The organism is Microbacterium alkaliflavum (genome assembly GCF_044325405.1).
GTDB lineage: Bacteria > Actinomycetota > Actinomycetes > Actinomycetales > Microbacteriaceae > Microbacterium > Microbacterium alkaliflavum.
This window is the reverse complement of record NZ_JBIQWL010000002.1, coordinates 732,074-746,556: the sequence shown is the minus strand read 5'-3', so window position 1 is coordinate 746,556 and position 14,483 is coordinate 732,074. Positions and strand designations below refer to the sequence as shown.

13 protein-coding genes are annotated in these 14,483 nt (G+C 72.5%); 6 read left to right on the top strand and 7 right to left on the bottom strand.

The features are described 5' to 3' along the window. The first annotated feature begins 39 nt into the window (after positions 1–39). Together ACH3VR_RS08450 and ACH3VR_RS08445 are read left to right on the top strand one after the other, a co-directional pair. Positions 40–645: a general stress protein gene (locus ACH3VR_RS08450; RefSeq protein WP_396640308.1), complete on the top strand. Its 606-nt coding sequence runs from the start codon at positions 40–42 to the stop codon at positions 643–645. Then, a complete protein-coding gene (locus ACH3VR_RS08445; protein ID WP_396640307.1) occupies positions 642–1,319 on the top strand; it encodes an alpha/beta hydrolase family protein in 678 nt (225 codons plus the stop codon). The genes ACH3VR_RS08450 and ACH3VR_RS08445 overlap by 4 nt, the downstream gene beginning before the upstream one ends. A gap of 3 nt (positions 1,320–1,322) precedes the next feature. Here the strand turns inward: ACH3VR_RS08445 and ACH3VR_RS08440 are convergent, their stop codons facing one another. Genes ACH3VR_RS08440 through ACH3VR_RS08430 form a run of 3 tightly spaced genes read right to left on the bottom strand, consistent with a single transcriptional unit; the run spans position 1,323 to position 5,629 of the window. Next, a complete protein-coding gene (locus ACH3VR_RS08440) occupies positions 1,323–3,116 on the bottom strand; it encodes a gamma-glutamyltransferase family protein (RefSeq protein ID WP_396640306.1) in 1,794 nt (597 codons plus the stop codon). 11 nt (positions 3,117–3,127) lie between these two features. Next, a complete protein-coding gene (locus tag ACH3VR_RS08435) occupies positions 3,128–4,567 on the bottom strand; it encodes an aminopeptidase P family protein (RefSeq protein WP_396640305.1) in 1,440 nt (479 codons plus the stop codon). 39 nt (positions 4,568–4,606) lie between these two features. Further along, the gene (locus tag ACH3VR_RS08430; protein WP_396640304.1) at positions 4,607–5,629 is read right to left on the bottom strand and encodes an endonuclease/exonuclease/phosphatase family protein; all 1,023 of its coding nucleotides are present in this window, start codon (positions 5,627–5,629) and stop codon (positions 4,607–4,609) included. Positions 5,630–5,703: 74 nt separating this feature from the next. Between ACH3VR_RS08430 and ACH3VR_RS08425 the strand changes: the two genes are divergently transcribed. Further along, positions 5,704–6,573 (top strand): PHP domain-containing protein, encoded by an 870-nt coding sequence (locus ACH3VR_RS08425; RefSeq protein ID WP_396640303.1) that lies wholly within the window; start codon positions 5,704–5,706, stop codon positions 6,571–6,573. Here ACH3VR_RS08425 and ACH3VR_RS08420 read toward each other — a convergent pair. After that, on the bottom strand, positions 6,564–6,986 hold the full coding sequence (locus ACH3VR_RS08420; protein ID WP_396640302.1) for an SHOCT domain-containing protein: 423 nt from the start codon (positions 6,984–6,986) through the stop codon (positions 6,564–6,566). The genes ACH3VR_RS08425 and ACH3VR_RS08420 overlap by 10 nt on opposite strands. A 97-nt stretch (positions 6,987–7,083) precedes the next feature. Between ACH3VR_RS08420 and ACH3VR_RS08415 the strand changes: the two genes are divergently transcribed. Further along, positions 7,084–7,998 carry a DUF817 domain-containing protein gene (locus tag ACH3VR_RS08415; RefSeq protein WP_396640301.1) on the top strand — a complete coding sequence of 305 codons (915 nt, stop codon included), beginning with the start codon at positions 7,084–7,086 and terminating at the stop codon, positions 7,996–7,998. A gap of 48 nt (positions 7,999–8,046) precedes the next feature. Here the strand turns inward: ACH3VR_RS08415 and ACH3VR_RS08410 are convergent, their stop codons facing one another. After that, positions 8,047–9,552, bottom strand: coding sequence for a DEAD/DEAH box helicase (locus ACH3VR_RS08410; RefSeq protein WP_396640300.1), 1,506 nt, complete (start codon positions 9,550–9,552; stop codon positions 8,047–8,049). 177 nt (positions 9,553–9,729) lie between these two features. On the opposite strand from ACH3VR_RS08410, the gene ACH3VR_RS08405 reads away from it, so the two are divergent. Further along, positions 9,730–10,446, top strand: a complete 717-nt coding sequence (locus ACH3VR_RS08405) for a ferritin-like fold-containing protein (RefSeq protein WP_396640299.1) — start codon at positions 9,730–9,732, stop codon at positions 10,444–10,446. A 60-nt stretch (positions 10,447–10,506) separates the two neighbouring features. Here ACH3VR_RS08405 and ACH3VR_RS08400 read toward each other — a convergent pair whose 3' ends face one another. Together ACH3VR_RS08400 and ACH3VR_RS08395 are read right to left on the bottom strand one after the other, a co-directional pair. Beyond that, entirely contained in the window at positions 10,507–10,794 is a 288-nt protein-coding gene (locus ACH3VR_RS08400) for a hypothetical protein (protein ID WP_396640298.1), read from the bottom strand. Positions 10,795–10,801: 7 nt separating this feature from the next. Continuing rightward, positions 10,802–11,026, bottom strand: a complete 225-nt coding sequence (locus ACH3VR_RS08395; protein WP_396640297.1) for a DUF3107 domain-containing protein — start codon at positions 11,024–11,026, stop codon at positions 10,802–10,804. A gap of 170 nt (positions 11,027–11,196) precedes the next feature. Between ACH3VR_RS08395 and ACH3VR_RS08390 the strand changes: the two genes are divergently transcribed. After that, positions 11,197–14,481 (top strand): PD-(D/E)XK nuclease family protein, encoded by a 3,285-nt coding sequence (locus tag ACH3VR_RS08390; protein WP_396640296.1) that lies wholly within the window; start codon positions 11,197–11,199, stop codon positions 14,479–14,481. The last annotated feature ends 2 nt before the right edge of the window (positions 14,482–14,483 follow it).

The following is a 14,483-nucleotide window of genomic DNA, read 5'->3' as shown; positions in this document are numbered from 1 at the left end:
AGCGTAGACCCGGTCGCGTGGGAGGATGAGGAGGTGAGCATGATGGGCGGACGCCTCCCGCAGGGGGCGGGAGAAGTGGGTGAGACGGTCGCCGAGTTCCGCACGTACGAGGCGGCGCAGAAGGCCGTCTCGACGCTCATCGCCGCGGACGTCCCGGCACGCGAGATCGCGATCGTCGGCCAGGGGCTGCGCTCGATCGAGCGGGTCACCGGGCGTCTCGGCTACGCGGCCGCGGCGCGGACGGGCGCGATCAACGGCCTCCTGCTCGGCATGCTCTTCTCCGCGATCCTCGTTCTCGGCTCGCCGTCACTGCCTATTCAGGCCTTCGTCGGGGTGCTGTTCGTCGGCATCGCGATCGGCATGCTCCTGAGCATCGTGACGTTCTCGATCGTGCGCCGCCGCCGCGACTTCGCCTCCGTCATGCAGGTCGTCGCCGACCACTACGAAGTGACCGTCGGGCCGTCGGCGATCCACCGCGCGCGCCAGGTGCTCGGCCCGGTCGCGCCGCCGCCCGCGCCGCGCACGCCGCCGGCCCCGACGACGGGCCCCGCGCCCGAGGACGACGACGAGCCGCCCCGCTACGGTGAGCGCGTCGCGCCGCCGCACGACGCGGCGACCGACGACCGGCCCGACCAGGCGCCGTGAGCGTCGCCGAATCGGACGAGCGCATCGCCGTCCCGCTTCCCGCGGGGACGGCGGAGGTCTCGGCCGCGTGGGCGCTTCCGGAAGACGCCTGGGGTGTCGTCGCGATCGCGCACGGCGCGGGCACGGGGTACGGGCATCCCTTCCTCGTCGGCTTCTCCCGCGCGCTGCAGGCCGAGGGCCTCGCGACGCTGAGGTTCAACTTCCCCTACTCGGAGGCGGGACGACGGATGCCGGGCCCGGCGCCGCACGGCGTCACGACGTGGGGTGCGGTCGCGGGCTGGGTCGCGGAGCGCGCGGCACTGCCCCTCTGGGCGGCGGGCAAGTCGTACGGCGGGCGGATGGCGTCGATGGCGGCCGCGGACGGGACGATCGACCCCGCGGGGCTCGTGTACCTCGGGTATCCGCTGCATCCCCCGGGTGAGCCGGCCAAGGCGCGCGTCGCCCACCTGCCCGACATCAGGCAGCCGCAGCTCTACGTGGAGGGCACGAACGACCCGTTCGTCGACCCGCACGCCCAGCTCGAGGAGGCCGTCGCCTCGTGCCGGGACGCGACGTTGCGCTGGATCGAGGGCGGCGGGCATTCGTTCGAGGTCAAGGGCCGCAAGCGCCCGGCCGACGAGATCGGTGCCGAGCTCGCCCCGCTCGTCGTCGAGTGGATCCGCGCGCGCCGCTGACGCTCAGCGTCCGGTGGCGTACCCCTGAATGCCGCGCGGATTCGCGGCGGCCCACAGCACGCCGCGATCCCGGTCGATGCCGACGGCCGAGAGGCGCCCGAGCGACCAGTCGCCCGCGCGCACGACGGCGTGCCCCCGCTCCGCAAGCTCCGCGATCACGGCGTCGCCGATGCGATCCTCGACGAAGACCCCGTCGGGATGCCATGTGCGCGGCCAGAACGAGTCGACGAGCGCGATCGTGTGCAGCGCGGGCGCGTCGATGGCCTGCTGCGCGGAGTAGCCGCCCACGAGCATCCGCAGGAGCGCCGACAGCTGCCACTGCTCCTGCTGATCGCCTCCCGGTGTGCCCAGGGCCATGACGGCGCGCCCGTCGCGCAGCACGAGCGTCGGCGTGAGCGTCGTGCGCGGGCGCGCGCCGGGGCGCAGCGCCGCCGGCGCGGCCTCATCGAGCCACGTCATCTGCAGCCGCGTGCCCAGGCAGAAGCCGAGCTCCGGGATCGCGGGCGACGACTGGAGCCAGCCGCCCGACGGCGTGACGGCCACGATGTTGCCCCAGCGGTCGACGACGTCGATGTGGCACGTATCGCCGCGAGTGTCGCCCGTGCGCGCGATCGTCGGCTCCTGGGCGCCGGGGAGCGCATCGGGATCGAGGTGGAGGGGAGGGTGGAACGGCTCGACACCCGCGAGCGCGCCGGGACGCCACTGGTCGGACGCCCGCGGGCCGAGGAGTGCCCGCCGCTCGGCCGCGAACCCGTCGGAGAGGAGCCTGTCGAGCCGGGCGCCGTCGCCGAAGTGCGCGTCGCGATCGGCGAGCACGAGCTTGATCGTCTCGACGATCATGTGCGCGCCACGCGCCGTCGACGGGTCGAGCTCGGCGTCGGGGAGAGGGTCGAGGATGCGCAGCGCCTCGAGCAGCGCCGGCCCCTGCGTCCACGCGCCGGCCTTCGCCACGACGTGGCCGCGGAACTCGGCGGTCGCGGCATCGTCGTAGCCGGCATCGAACGCCGCGACGTCCTCGCGCGTGATGACCGCCGCGTGATCTCCGCCCGTCGAGTGCCGGTGCGGCTGTGCGAGGAAATCGGATGCCGCGGCTCCGACGAGCCGCTTCCATTCGTCGCGCGCCGCATCGATGCGGGCCGCGCGGCCGATCGGCCCGTCGTCGCGCACCGAATGCCCCGCCGCCACGAGGCGGTCGAGCACGTCGGCGTACGCGGGATTGGGCACGAGCGTGCCCGGCTCCGGCACGTCGCCGCCCGGAAGCCAGAGCGCCGACGACGACGGCCAGTGCTCGCGGAACAGGCCCTCGACGCGGCGGATCGTCGCCACGGCCTGCGGCAGGAGAGGCGCCCCGTCCCTGGCGTAGTGGACGGCGGCCGAGAGCACGTCGGCGAGCTCCATCGTCCCGTGATCGCGCAGCAGCACGAGCCACGCATCGACGGCGCCCGGGACCGCGGCGGCGAGGCCGCCGGCTCCCGGGACGAGGTCGAGCCCCGCACCGCGGAAATGCTCGATCGTCGCTCCGGCGGGCGCGGGGCCCTGGCCCATCAGCACGACCGGCCGGCCCGGATCGTCCGCCGTGGCGAACACGCCGACGAGGTCGCCGCCCGGACCGTTGAGGTGCGGCTCGACGACGTGCAGGACGAACCCGCCGGCCACGACGGCGTCGAACGCATTGCCGCCGCGCTCGAGGACCGCCTGCGCGGACGCCGTGGCGAGCCAATGCGTCGACGCCGACATCCCGAATGTTCCCTCGAGCGTCGGCCGCGTCGTGAACGCGGGCGGGGGAGTGAAGGCCACCGCGGCCGCGGCTACGCGCCGATGCCGAGTCGAAGCATCCACTCCTCGACCTCGTCGGCCGCGCGGGGGATGCCGCCCGAGAGGTTCTCGACGCCGTCGGCCGTCACGAGCACGTCGTCCTCGATCCGCACGCCGATGCCGCGCAGCTCTTCGGGCACCGTGAGGTCGTCGATCTGGAAGTAGAGGCCGGGCTCGATCGTGAAGACCATGCCGGGCTCGAGCACGCCGTCGTAGTACATCTCGCGCCGCGCCTGCGCGCAGTCGTGCACGTCGATGCCGAGATGGTGGCTCGTGCCGTGCACCATGTAGCGACGGTGCTGGCCGCCGTGCTCGGCATCCAGAGCCTCCTGCGCCGTGACCGGGAGAAGGCCCCACTCGGCCATCCGCGTCCCGATGACCTGCATCGCCGCCTCGTGCACGGCGCGGAACCTCACCCCCGGCTTCGCCACGGCGAACGCGGCATCCGCGGCCTCGCGCACGGTCTCGTAGACCCGGCGCTGCACGTCGGTGAAGCGGCCGCTCACCGGCAGCGTGCGCGTGATGTCGGCGGTGTAGAGGCTGTCGACCTCGACGCCCGCGTCGACGAGGATGAGGTCGCCCGGCACGACGGCGCCGTCGTTGCGCGTCCAGTGGAGGTAGCACGCGTGCGGGCCGGAGGCGGCGATCGTGTCGTAGCCGACGGTGTTGCCGTCGCTGCGCGCCCGGAGGTGGAAGACGCCCTCCACGATGCGCTCGCCGCGGGGGTGGGCGATCACGCGCGGGAGCTCGCGGATGATGTCGTCGAACCCGTTCCAAGTGACGTCGACCGCCAGGCGCAGCTGCGCGATCTCGTACGAGTCCTTCACGAGACGCAGCTCCGAGACGAAGCGCGTGATCTCTTCGTCGTGGCCGACGACGAGGTCGTCGTCGGTCTCTTCGAAGTCGTCGATGTGCGCCGTCGCCACGCCGAGGTCGCCCGCGACGCCGTCGAGCGCGGGACGCGGGCCGATCCAGAACTCGCCGATCGAGGCATCCCCGTAGAACTCGCTCGTCGTGCGATCGGCGCGCTCGCGGAAGTACAGCGTGACGTCGTGCCCGCCGCCGTCCTTCGGGTCGAAGACGAGCACGGAGTCGGGCTCGGAGTCGGACGCCCAGCCCGTGAGGTGCGAGAACGCCGAGTGCGCGCGGAACGGGTAGTCGGTGTCGTTGCTGCGCTCCTTCAACCCTCCCGCCGGCACGATGAGGCGCCGACCGGGGAACGCCTGCGAGACGGCGTCGCGCCGCGCGGCCGCGAAGGGAGCCTGCTCGCGCTGCGGCGGCGCGAGGTCGGGACGCTCGGCCCAGCCCGTCGAGATGGTCTCGAGGAATCCCGCGCCGAACGGCTGGCGGCGATTCGTGGAGGTCGACGGCTTCGGTGCGGCGTCGGTGGGGGTGTCGGTCGCGATCGTGTCGCTCTCGCCTGTCGTGCTCATCCGTCCAGTCTCGCACGCGGGCGGCGGCCGCGGAGGGGCTTATCCGGCCGGCTCGAGCTGCACGATGAGGGGACGGTGGTCGCTGCCCGATCCGTCGAGCGAGCGCAGCACGATCGAGCCGGTCGGCACCCACGCCTCGGAGGCCATGACGTGGTCGATGGGGGCGCCGAGCAGGCCCGGGAGGTCGGTCGGCCACGTGCCGACGGCGCCGTTGCCGGTCTCGGAGGCCACATCGTGGCAGTGGCCCAGCGTGCCTCCGCCGATGCCGAGCCGCGCCATGTGGTCGACCGTCGCGTTGAAGTCGCCGGCGAGGATCACGTTCGCGCCGTTGCCGCACTGGTCGGCGAGCCACTGCAGGTCGCCCTGCCAGTGCTGCATGTACTCCTCGCGGGGTGCCACGGCGTGCGCTGCGACGACGATCGGACCGTTGCCGTCGACCGGCATCGCGACGGCGCTCGGCACCGTCGAGGTGTTCGTCGTGCCCTCCACCGACGACTCGATGACGGCGTAGTCGCCCAGGTCGGGGGAGATGAGCAGGGTCGTCGAGCGGGCGTCCCAGCCGTTTTCGCCGAACTCGTCGTGGTGGGCCCACATCGGGTGACCGAGGTCGCGCATCGCGAGGGCGACCTGCTCGCCCGTCTCGATCGTGGTCTCGGGCAGGGTCACGATGTCGGCATCCATCGCGACCGCGATCTGCGCGACCGACTGCGGCGAAGTCGCCTCGCCCGCCGTGTTCCAGGTCATGACGCGGATGGCGCCGTCGGTCTTGGCCGGGAGCGTGTCGGTGCCGGTGCCGCGCGAGACGAGCACGACGGTGTTCGCGATGGCGGCGAGGCCCACGATGAGCGCGATGGACAGCGCGAAGACACGCAGCGGACGGATGATCGCGAGCAGCAGCGCGACGACGGTGACGGCCGCCATGGCGACGAGCACGACGGCCCGGAACGCGATGATCTGCGTGATCGGATAGATGTGCTCGACGCGGAAGAATCCGGGCCACGTCAGCACGGCGGCGAGGATGGCGCACACCGCGGCGACGAGGATTCCGAGCACGCGCAGCACACCTCCGACTCTATGTCGACAGGCTGGGAGGACCCTGCCCACTGGCCCCGCGTGGCGAGCGCTACGCTCGAAAGATGCCCGGTGATCGTCGCTTCGAAGGACCGAGCGACCTGCACCTGCACTCGGTCCATTCCGACGGCACCGAGTCGGCTGCGCAGGTGATGGCGGCGGCCCATACCCGGGGCCTGCGCACCGTCGCGCTGACCGACCACGACACGACGTCGGGGTGGGCGGAGGCCGCGGAAGCCGCGACGTCGCTCGGCATTACCCTCATCCCGGGCATGGAGCTCTCGGCGCGCAACGACTGGCGGTCCGTGCACCTGCTCGCGTACCTGTTCGACCCCGACGACTCGGGTCTGCGAGCCGAGATGGAGCGGATCCGCGACGACCGCGTGGGTCGCGCCGAGCGCATCGTGCGCAGCATCGGCCGCGACTACCCGCTCACGTGGGACGACGTCGTCGCGCAGACCGGCGACAACGCGACAGTGGGACGCCCGCACATCGCCGACGCCCTCATCGCACGCGGCATCGTGGGCTCACGCGGCGAGGCGTTCGACACGATCCTCAGTCCGCAGCGGGGCTACTACGAGGGGCACTACGCGCCTGACATCGAGGTCGCCGTCGATCTCGTCGTCGCGGCCGGAGGAGTCCCCATCGTCGCGCACCCGACCCCGTCGGGCCGCGCCCGCATGATGGCCGTCCCGCTGCTCGAGCGGCTCATCGGCCGGGGGCTCGCGGGCTTCGAGCTCGACCACCGCGAGAACACCGAGGCCGGCAAACGGGTCCTGCGCGGCGTCGTCGAGACGCACGATCTCATCGTGACCGGCTCGAGCGACTACCACGGCCTGGGCAAGCCCAACGTGCCGGGCGAGAACACGACGAGCGACGACATGGTCGCCCGCATCATCTCGCTCGGCACGGGGAGCCGTCCGATCTATCCCTGAGCGAGCGCCTTGGCCTTGATGGCGTCGAACTCGGCCTGCGAGATCACCGCGCTGTCGAGGAGTGCCTTGGCCTTCGCGATCTCCTCGGTGGCAGACGTGGGCGCGACGGCGACCTTCCTGATGTAGTCGTCCTGCGCCTCCCGGATCCGCTTGGCCTCGATCTCGCCGCGGTGGCTCATGCTGCGGCCCCGGGCGATGAGGTAGATCAGCGCCGTGAGGAACGGCACGAAGATGAGGAAGATGACCCACAGGGCCTTGAGCCAGCCGTTGAGCTCGTGGTCGCGGAACAGGTCGCCGATGATGGCGAACAGCACGCAGAGGTAGGCGACGAACACGAAGATCCCGACGAAGTACCAGAAGATGCTCGGGTCCGTCGGTGCGGAAATCGGCTGGACGGTCTCGATGATTCGCATGGGAGCCTCTCTCGGGATGGATGCGGCGACGGTGCCGCCTCGCCACACGATAGCGCTGTCGCGGCGCCGACGCTGTCGCGTCGGCTAGCGTCGTCGGATGCACAACTCCACGCCTCTCGAACGGCGCATCGACGCCGTCGCGCATGCGCTGCTGCGCGACGCCTCGGAGCGCGGGGTGCGGGCCGGGCTCGTGGAGTTCGCGGTGTTCGTGCTCAAGCAGGCCTGGGCGTGCATCTTCGGTGCGGCGCTGCTCGCCGTCATCGTCGCCGCCCGGCTGTGGTACCCCGACGACGCGGTGCTCGCGCGCAACGACTTCCTGACGATCGCCGCGATCGTCATCCAGATCGTCATGCTCGCGGCGCGCCTCGAGACGGGGCGCGAGGTGTGGGTGATCGTCCTCTTCCACCTGACGGGCACCGTCATGGAGCTGTTCAAGACGGATGTCGGGTCCTGGGCGTACGCCGCCGACGGGGTGCTTCGCATCGGGGGAGTGCCGCTGTTCAGCGGCTTCATGTACGCAGCCGTCGGGTCGTACATGGTGCGCGTGTACCGCCTCTTCGACCTCGGCTTCACGCACTATCCGAAACGCCGGCTCACCGTCGTGGTCGCGGCGGGCATCTACGTCAACTTCTTCACGCACCACTACTGGATCGATCTGCGCTGGGTGCTCCTGGCCGCTGTCGCGGTGCTGTGGCTGCGCACGACGATGTACGCGCGCATCTGGCGGACCGTGATCAGGATGCCGCAGCTCGCCGCCTTCGCGGGCGTCGCGCTGTTCATCTACCTCGCCGAGAACATCGGCACGTGGGCGGGCGCCTGGAGCTATCCCGACCAGGCCGACGGGTGGCATCCCGTCGCCCTCTCGAAGCTCGTGTCGTGGTTCCTGCTGATGATCATCTCGGTCGTGCTGGTGACGCTGGTCTACCCGCCGCGGCCGCCGACCACGCTCGAGGCAGGCCCCGAAACAGGAGAATCGGCGAGGACAGGGCGATCCGACAGCGGAAAGTCCTGACCTCGCCGATCCTCCTGTTCTCACGACGGTGACGTGGGGATGCCCGGGTCAGGCGCCGGTCGTCGGCGCGCTGGGGCGACGGCGGCGACGGCGGCGGCGCGCCGCGGCGGGCTTGCCGTCGTGGTGCTCCTTGCCCTGGCCGTCGTGGGTGCCCGCGCCTTCGACATCGCGGTCGGCCGAGCCCGAGGCATCCGCCTGACCGCCCTGGCCGTCAGGGGAGACGCCGTCGGCGAACGTCGAGCCGACTCCGCTCGAGGCGCGGGAGCGACGACGGCGGCGGCGCGTCGTGCCGCCCTCGTCGGTGCCCTCGGCCGCGGCGTCGGCGGCGCTGCCTGCCGGCTGCGTCTTGACGGCCTGCGTCTTGGGCGCGGTCGCGATGCGGCCCTTCGTGCCTGCGGGGATGCCGAGGTCGGCGAACAGGTGCGGGCTCGACGAGTACGTCTCCACGGGGTCGGGCTGGCCGAACTCGAGGGCGCGGTTGATGAGGGCCCACTTGTGCAGGTCCTCCCAGTCGACGAACGTCACGGCGATGCCGGTCTTGCCGGCGCGGCCCGTGCGGCCCGCGCGGTGGAGGTACGTCTTCTCGTCGTCGGGGATCGTGTGGTTGATGACGTGGGTGACGTCGTCGACGTCGATGCCGCGCGCGGCGACGTCGGTGGCGATGAGCACGTCGCGCTTCCCGGCCTTGAACGCGGCCATCGAGCGCTCGCGCGACTCCTGGCTCATGTCGCCGTGGACGGCGGCGGCGTTGAAGCCGCGGTCGCCGAGCTCGTCGACGAGCTTCTGCGCGGCGCGCTTGGTGCGCGTGAAGATGACGGTCTTGCCGCGGCCGTCGGCCTGCAGGATGCGGGCGATGACCTCGTCCTTGTCGAGCGCGTGCGCACGGTAGACGAGGTGGTTGATGTTGGCCTGAGTGAGGCCCTCGTCGGGGTCGGTCGCGCGGATGTGGATGGGGTTCGACATGAACCGGCGTGCGAGCGCGACGATCGGCCCGGGCATCGTGGCCGAGAACAGCTGCGTGTGGCGGATCGCCGGCACCTTCTGGAAGATCTTCTCGATGTCGGGGAGGAACCCGAGGTCGAGCATCTTGTCGGCCTCGTCGAGCACGACCTCGGTCGCGTTCGAGAGGTCGAGCAGGCGCTGGCCGGCGAGGTCGATGAGGCGGCCCGGCGTGCCGACGACGATCTGCGCGCCGGCCTTGAGCTGCTCGATCTGCCCCTCGTACGCCTTGCCGCCGTAGATCGCGACGACGCTCGTCGGACGGTTCTGCGTCAGCATGTCGATGTCTTCGTAGACCTGAACCGCGAGCTCGCGCGTCGGCACGACGATGAGTGCCTTCACGCCGGGAGCGGGCTCGAGGCCGAGCCGCTGCACGACCGGGATGCCGAAGCCGAACGTCTTGCCCGTGCCGGTCTTGGCCTGCCCGATGATGTCCTGACCCGGGATGCCGAGCGGAATGGTCTGCTCCTGGATGGGGAACGCGTCGACGATGCCCTTGTCAGCGAGGGTGTCGACGATGTCCTGATCGACGCCGAGTTCGGCGAAGGTCGTCACGATATGAGCCTGTCCGGCGGTGAGATGACCGCCTGTAGAGAAGGATCCACGCCCTTCACTCAGCCGCAGGCGCGGGGGCCCCGATCCGTCGCCGGGGACCCGTACAGGATACTTCAGGCGCGCGCAGGCGCCCGGCGCGCCTCGTGACCGGCATGCCGCGATAGCTAGGCTTATGCCGTGTTCGAGTGGTTGCGCCGTGGCCCGCGTCGGGATTCGCGCTCGCTGCGCCTGCGCTCCCGCGACGAGGTGAGCACCGCGACGCGGGTCGACTTCGAGGAGCTCGCGCCCGACGTCGACACGTTCCTCGGGCAGGCCGCATACCTGCAGCTCGGCTACTTCGAGACCCTCAGCGAACTCATCGCGGTGACGCCCGAGCTCGTCAAGAAGGAGGCGCTCTCGCGCGCCGCCGGAGCCGCCTTGACCAAGCACGAGGAGCTCGTCGCGCTGATCCGCGAACGCGGCGACGACCCCACGGCGCTCATGCTGCCGTTCCGCGAGCCGCTCGACGCGTTCCGTCGCGCGACCCATGGTGTGCGCCCGCAGGAGACGATGCTCTCGGTCCACATCACCGCGGGCATGCTCGACGACTTCTACCTCGCGCTGTCGGCGAGCTACGGCGAGACCGGCCGGAGGGTCGCGCGCATCCTGCGCGCCGACGACGACCGTCAGGCGATCGTCGACATCATCGCCGAGACGATCTCGAGCGACCCCGAGTGGAAGGCGCTCCTCGCGCTGTGGGGCCGCAGGCTCGTCGGCGACTCGCTGCTGATCGCGCGGGCGGCCCTGCGGCCGACGACGCTGCGCATCGCCGACGAGGAGAAGGTCGAGCCCGTGTTCACGGAGCTGATGGCCGCGCACTCGCGGCGCATGGACGCGATGGGACTCGCCGCGTAGCAGTCGATCCGGGATGCCGCGGCCGGCACCCCGGGACCGTGAGGAGATCCGCGTGGGGCGTCAGGCGAGGCGCAGCCGCTTGCGCTCGTTCAGGTCGCGCACGCGGCGCGTGCGGGCGAGGAACGCCACGACGGGCCAGGCGAGCCACGACACGACGAGCGGCGAGAGCCACAGCCAGAGGCTGTCGAGGCCGACGCCCGCCCACGTCAGGATCATCCAGACGAGCCCCGCGAGGAGCGCGCCGATGATCGGCGCGAGGGCGGCGCCGCGAGTGTCGCGGCCGCCGGCGAGGTAGTGGATCGCGAGGCCGATGACGGCCCCGATGATGAAGGCGAGCAGGATCTGCATGGCCGGGTCAGGCGACGAAGCCGACGCGCCGTGCCTCTTCGCTGCCGAGCTCGACATAGGCCAGGCCGGCGGTGGGCACGATGTAGGAATTGCCCTTCGAGTCGGTCAGCGACAGGTGCGTCGAGCCGGACTCCAGTGCGGAGGCGATCGCCTTCTTGACGGCGTCGGCCGGCTCGTTCGTCTCGAAGCTGAGCTCGCGGCCGGTGTTCGCGATGCCGATGCGGATCTCCACGTGTGTGCCTTTCTGCCGCCGGGCGCGGGCCCGGACTCGCCGTTGCATGGCAACTCTACGACACGCGCCGGGAGCGTCCGGCCGGTCTGTCGCACGCTCTGGGCGAACGTCACGGCGGCACGCGGCGGGCGCCGCGGGCGATGTCGGCGACGCGCGCTAGCGTGCTTGATGTGACGCCCGCCGCCGACCTCGACTCCACCCAGAGAGCCGTCGTCGACCTGCCCGTCGGGGCGTCCGGCACGGTCGTCGGGGCCCCCGGCACCGGCAAGACGACCGCTCTCGTCGCGCGCGTCGAGCGACTGCTCGGCGAGGAGGGGCTCAGCGCCGACGAGCTCCTCGTGCTCACCCCGACCCGCCAGACCGCGACGGCCCTGCGCGATCGCCTGGGCGCCGGCCTCGACCTCGCGACACCCGGGCCGCTCGCGCGCTCGGTCGCGTCGTTCGCCTTCCAGGTCGTGCGCGCGACGGCCGTCGCAGCGAACGCCGCGCCTCCCCAGCTTCTGACGGCAGGCGACCAGGACCGCATCGTCGCCGAGCTGCTCGCAGGCGACGAGGAGGATGCCGCGGCGGGCCGCGACCGGTGGCCCGAGGGCCTCGGCTCCGCGCTGCGCGCCTCGCGGCAGTTCCGCGCCGAGCTGCGGGCCCTGTCCGCCGAGTGCAGCGAGCGCGCGATCGCGCCCGCCGAGCTCGCGGCCGTGGGAACGGCCTTCGGCCGGCCGGCGTGGATCGCGTCGGCGTCGTTCCTGCGCGAATACCGCGATGTGCTCGGCTCGATGCGCTCGGCCCACCGCGACCCCGCCGAGCTGGTCCGCGAGGCGGCGGGGCTCCTGGCCGCCGCGCCGTTCGGCGACGCGGGCGAGCGCGTGCTCGGAGCTGCGGCACGGCTCAAGGTCGTGCTCGTCGACGACGCGCAGGAGCTGACTCCGGGGGGCGTGAGCCTCGTGCAGGCGTTCCGCGAGCGCGGCGTCGCCGTCATGGCCCTCGGCGACCCCGACATCGGCTCGGGCGCATTCCGGGGCGCGAGCGCCGACCTCTTCGGCGAGCTCGCCGCGAGCCTCGGCGAAGTGTGGGTGCTCGACGAGCCGCATCGCGCCGGATCGGCGCTGACGCGCCTCACGCGAGGCATCACGCAGGCCATCGGCGTCTCCGGCACGGTCGCGCACCGGCGTGCGCCCGGCCCCGCAGACCCCGACTCCGACGACGCCGTCGTGTGCCTCGTCGCGCCCTCGCCCTTCGAGGAGGTCGATCGCATCGCCCGGCTGCTGCGCGAATGGCATGTGCTGCACGGCATGCCGTGGGGCAGGCTCGCCGTCATCGCGCACGACACCCGCCAGGTCGCCGACCTGGAAGTCGAGCTGGCGGCGCGCGAGGTGCCCACGCGGGCGGCGGCGCTCCCCCGCCCCCTCGGCGGGGAGGGAGTCGTGCGCGAGCTGGTCGAGTTCGTGGCGCTCGGCATCGCGCCGGCGGGCGAGCGCTCGTACGACGAGCTCGTCGCGGCGCTCCTGTCGCCGTTCGGCGGGCTCGACGCCGTGAGCCTGCGCCGACTCCGCGCCCGGCTCCGCCATGCCGCGCTGCGGGAGGCCGACGGGCCCGACGCGCCGCCGGCGCGCGCCGCGCGCGACCTCCTCTGCGAGGCGATGGAGCACCCGGCGGCGCTCGTTCTGCTCGACTCGCCCGAGGCGCGCGCCGCCGAGCGCGTCGCCGAGACGCTCCTGCTCGTGCACGAGGAGGCCGAGCGAGGCGCCAACGTGCATGCGCTCCTCTGGCTCGTGTGGGACCGGGCGCGCGACATCTCCGGTCGGTCGCTCGCGGCGGTGTGGAGCGAGGTCGCGGCCGCGCCCGGCGTCTTCTCGGCCGAGGCGAACCGGGCGCTCGACGCGCTCGTCGCCTTGTTCGACGCCGCGAAACGGTTCGTCGAGCGCGCGCCGCGCGAGAGTCCGTCGGTGTTCCTCCGGCGCATCCTCGACAGCGCCGTGCCGGAAGACATCCTGACCGCGCCGGACCGCACCGACACCGTGTCGGTCCTCACCCCCGCGTCCGCCCTCGGCGCCGAGTTCGACGGCGTCGTCCTCGCGGGACTGCAGGACGGCGTCTGGCCCAATCTGCGCCCGCGCGGCGGAACGCTCGGGGCCTGGCGCCTGGCCGACGACGTCGCGGCGTTCCGGGCGGGGCAGGCCGAGCCGCAGGCGCCCGCCGCCCTCGACCGGCGGCGCGAGGCGCTCTCCGACGAGCTCCGGCTCTTCGTGCGGGCCGTGTCGCGGGCGCGCGTCCGGCTCGCGGTGACGGCGGTCGACGACGACGACCTGGGGCCGAGCCCGCTGTTCACGTTCCTGCCCGAGCCCGACCGCGACGCCTTCGAGCGCGCGGAGGCGCAGCATCCCCTCACTCTGCGCGGGCTGGTCGCGCAGCACCGCCGCACGCTCACGACCTCGGGGTCGTCGGCGGCCCGCGGGCACGCCGCCGAGCAGCTCGTCGTGCTCGCGCGGGAAGGTGTGGCCGGGGCCGCGCCGGAGCAGTGGTTCGGGGTCGCGCCGCCGACGTCGACCGGACCCCTGCGCGATCCGCTCCGCGCCCCCGTTCCCGTCTCCCCGTCGAAGCTCAAGACGTTCGCCGACTGCGGACTCGACTGGGCCATCCGCGCGCTCGGCGGCGACACGCAGACGTGGTCGGCCGGCGCGGGCACGATCCTGCACGCCGCGATGGAGGAGGTGCCCTCGGGCGACCTCGAGGAGATCCGCGCGATCGTCGATGCGCGCTGGGGCGAGCTCGAGTTCGAGGCGGATTGGCTCTCGCGCAAGGAGCGGGCGTGGGCCGAGCTGCTCGCCGTGCGCCTGCACCGCTACCTGCATGCCTTCCACCAGCACGGGGGCCGCACGATCGGCGCCGAGGCCAGATTCCGGCTCGCGGTCGGCATGGATGCCGCACCCGGCGATGTCCCTCCGGTGCGGGTCGTCGAACCCGGAGCCGAGACCGACGAGGGGCGGTGGGCCGTGCTCAGCGGCTCGATCGACCGCGTCGAGGTCTACCCGCCGGGTCGTGGCGAGGCGGTGCCGCACGACCAGCAGCGCCCCGAAGACGAGCGGGTCATGATCGTCGACCTCAAGACAGGTCGCTCCGAGACGCGGTTCAGCGACGACAAGGTGGGTGACGACCCGCAGCTCGCGGCCTACCAGCTCGCTTTCCTCGAGGGTCTCGTGCCCGGCGCGGAGGAGGCCGCGAACGCGGGGGCGCGGCTCATCGTCCTGTCCAAGACGACGCAGAAGGAGCCCGACTACCGTCTCGCACGGCAGGGACCGATGGACCTCGAGGCAAGGACGGCCTTCCTCGAGGTCATCGCGACCGCGGCCCGGGCCATGGCATCCGATCATTTCGACGCGCCGATCGACGCGCATTGCGCGACTTCCCGGTTCGGCGTATGCGCCCTGCACACCGTGAAGGCGGTGTCGGCACCGTGACG

Bases quoted from the DNA above. Each gene is read 5' to 3' on its own strand.
- ACH3VR_RS08435 (WP_396640305.1), bottom strand. From the start codon at position 4,567: ATGAGCACGACAGGCGAGAGCGACACGATCGCGACCGACACCCCCACC.
- ACH3VR_RS08450 (WP_396640308.1), top strand. From the start codon at position 40: ATGATGGGCGGACGCCTCCCGCAGGGGGCGGGAGAAGTGGGTGAGACG.
- ACH3VR_RS08420 (WP_396640302.1), bottom strand. From the start codon at position 6,986: ATGCGAATCATCGAGACCGTCCAGCCGATTTCCGCACCGACGGACCCG.
- ACH3VR_RS08400 (WP_396640298.1), bottom strand. From the start codon at position 10,794: ATGCAGATCCTGCTCGCCTTCATCATCGGGGCCGTCATCGGCCTCGCG.
- ACH3VR_RS08425 (WP_396640303.1), top strand. From the start codon at position 5,704: ATGCCCGGTGATCGTCGCTTCGAAGGACCGAGCGACCTGCACCTGCAC.
- ACH3VR_RS08415 (WP_396640301.1), top strand. From the start codon at position 7,084: ATGCACAACTCCACGCCTCTCGAACGGCGCATCGACGCCGTCGCGCAT.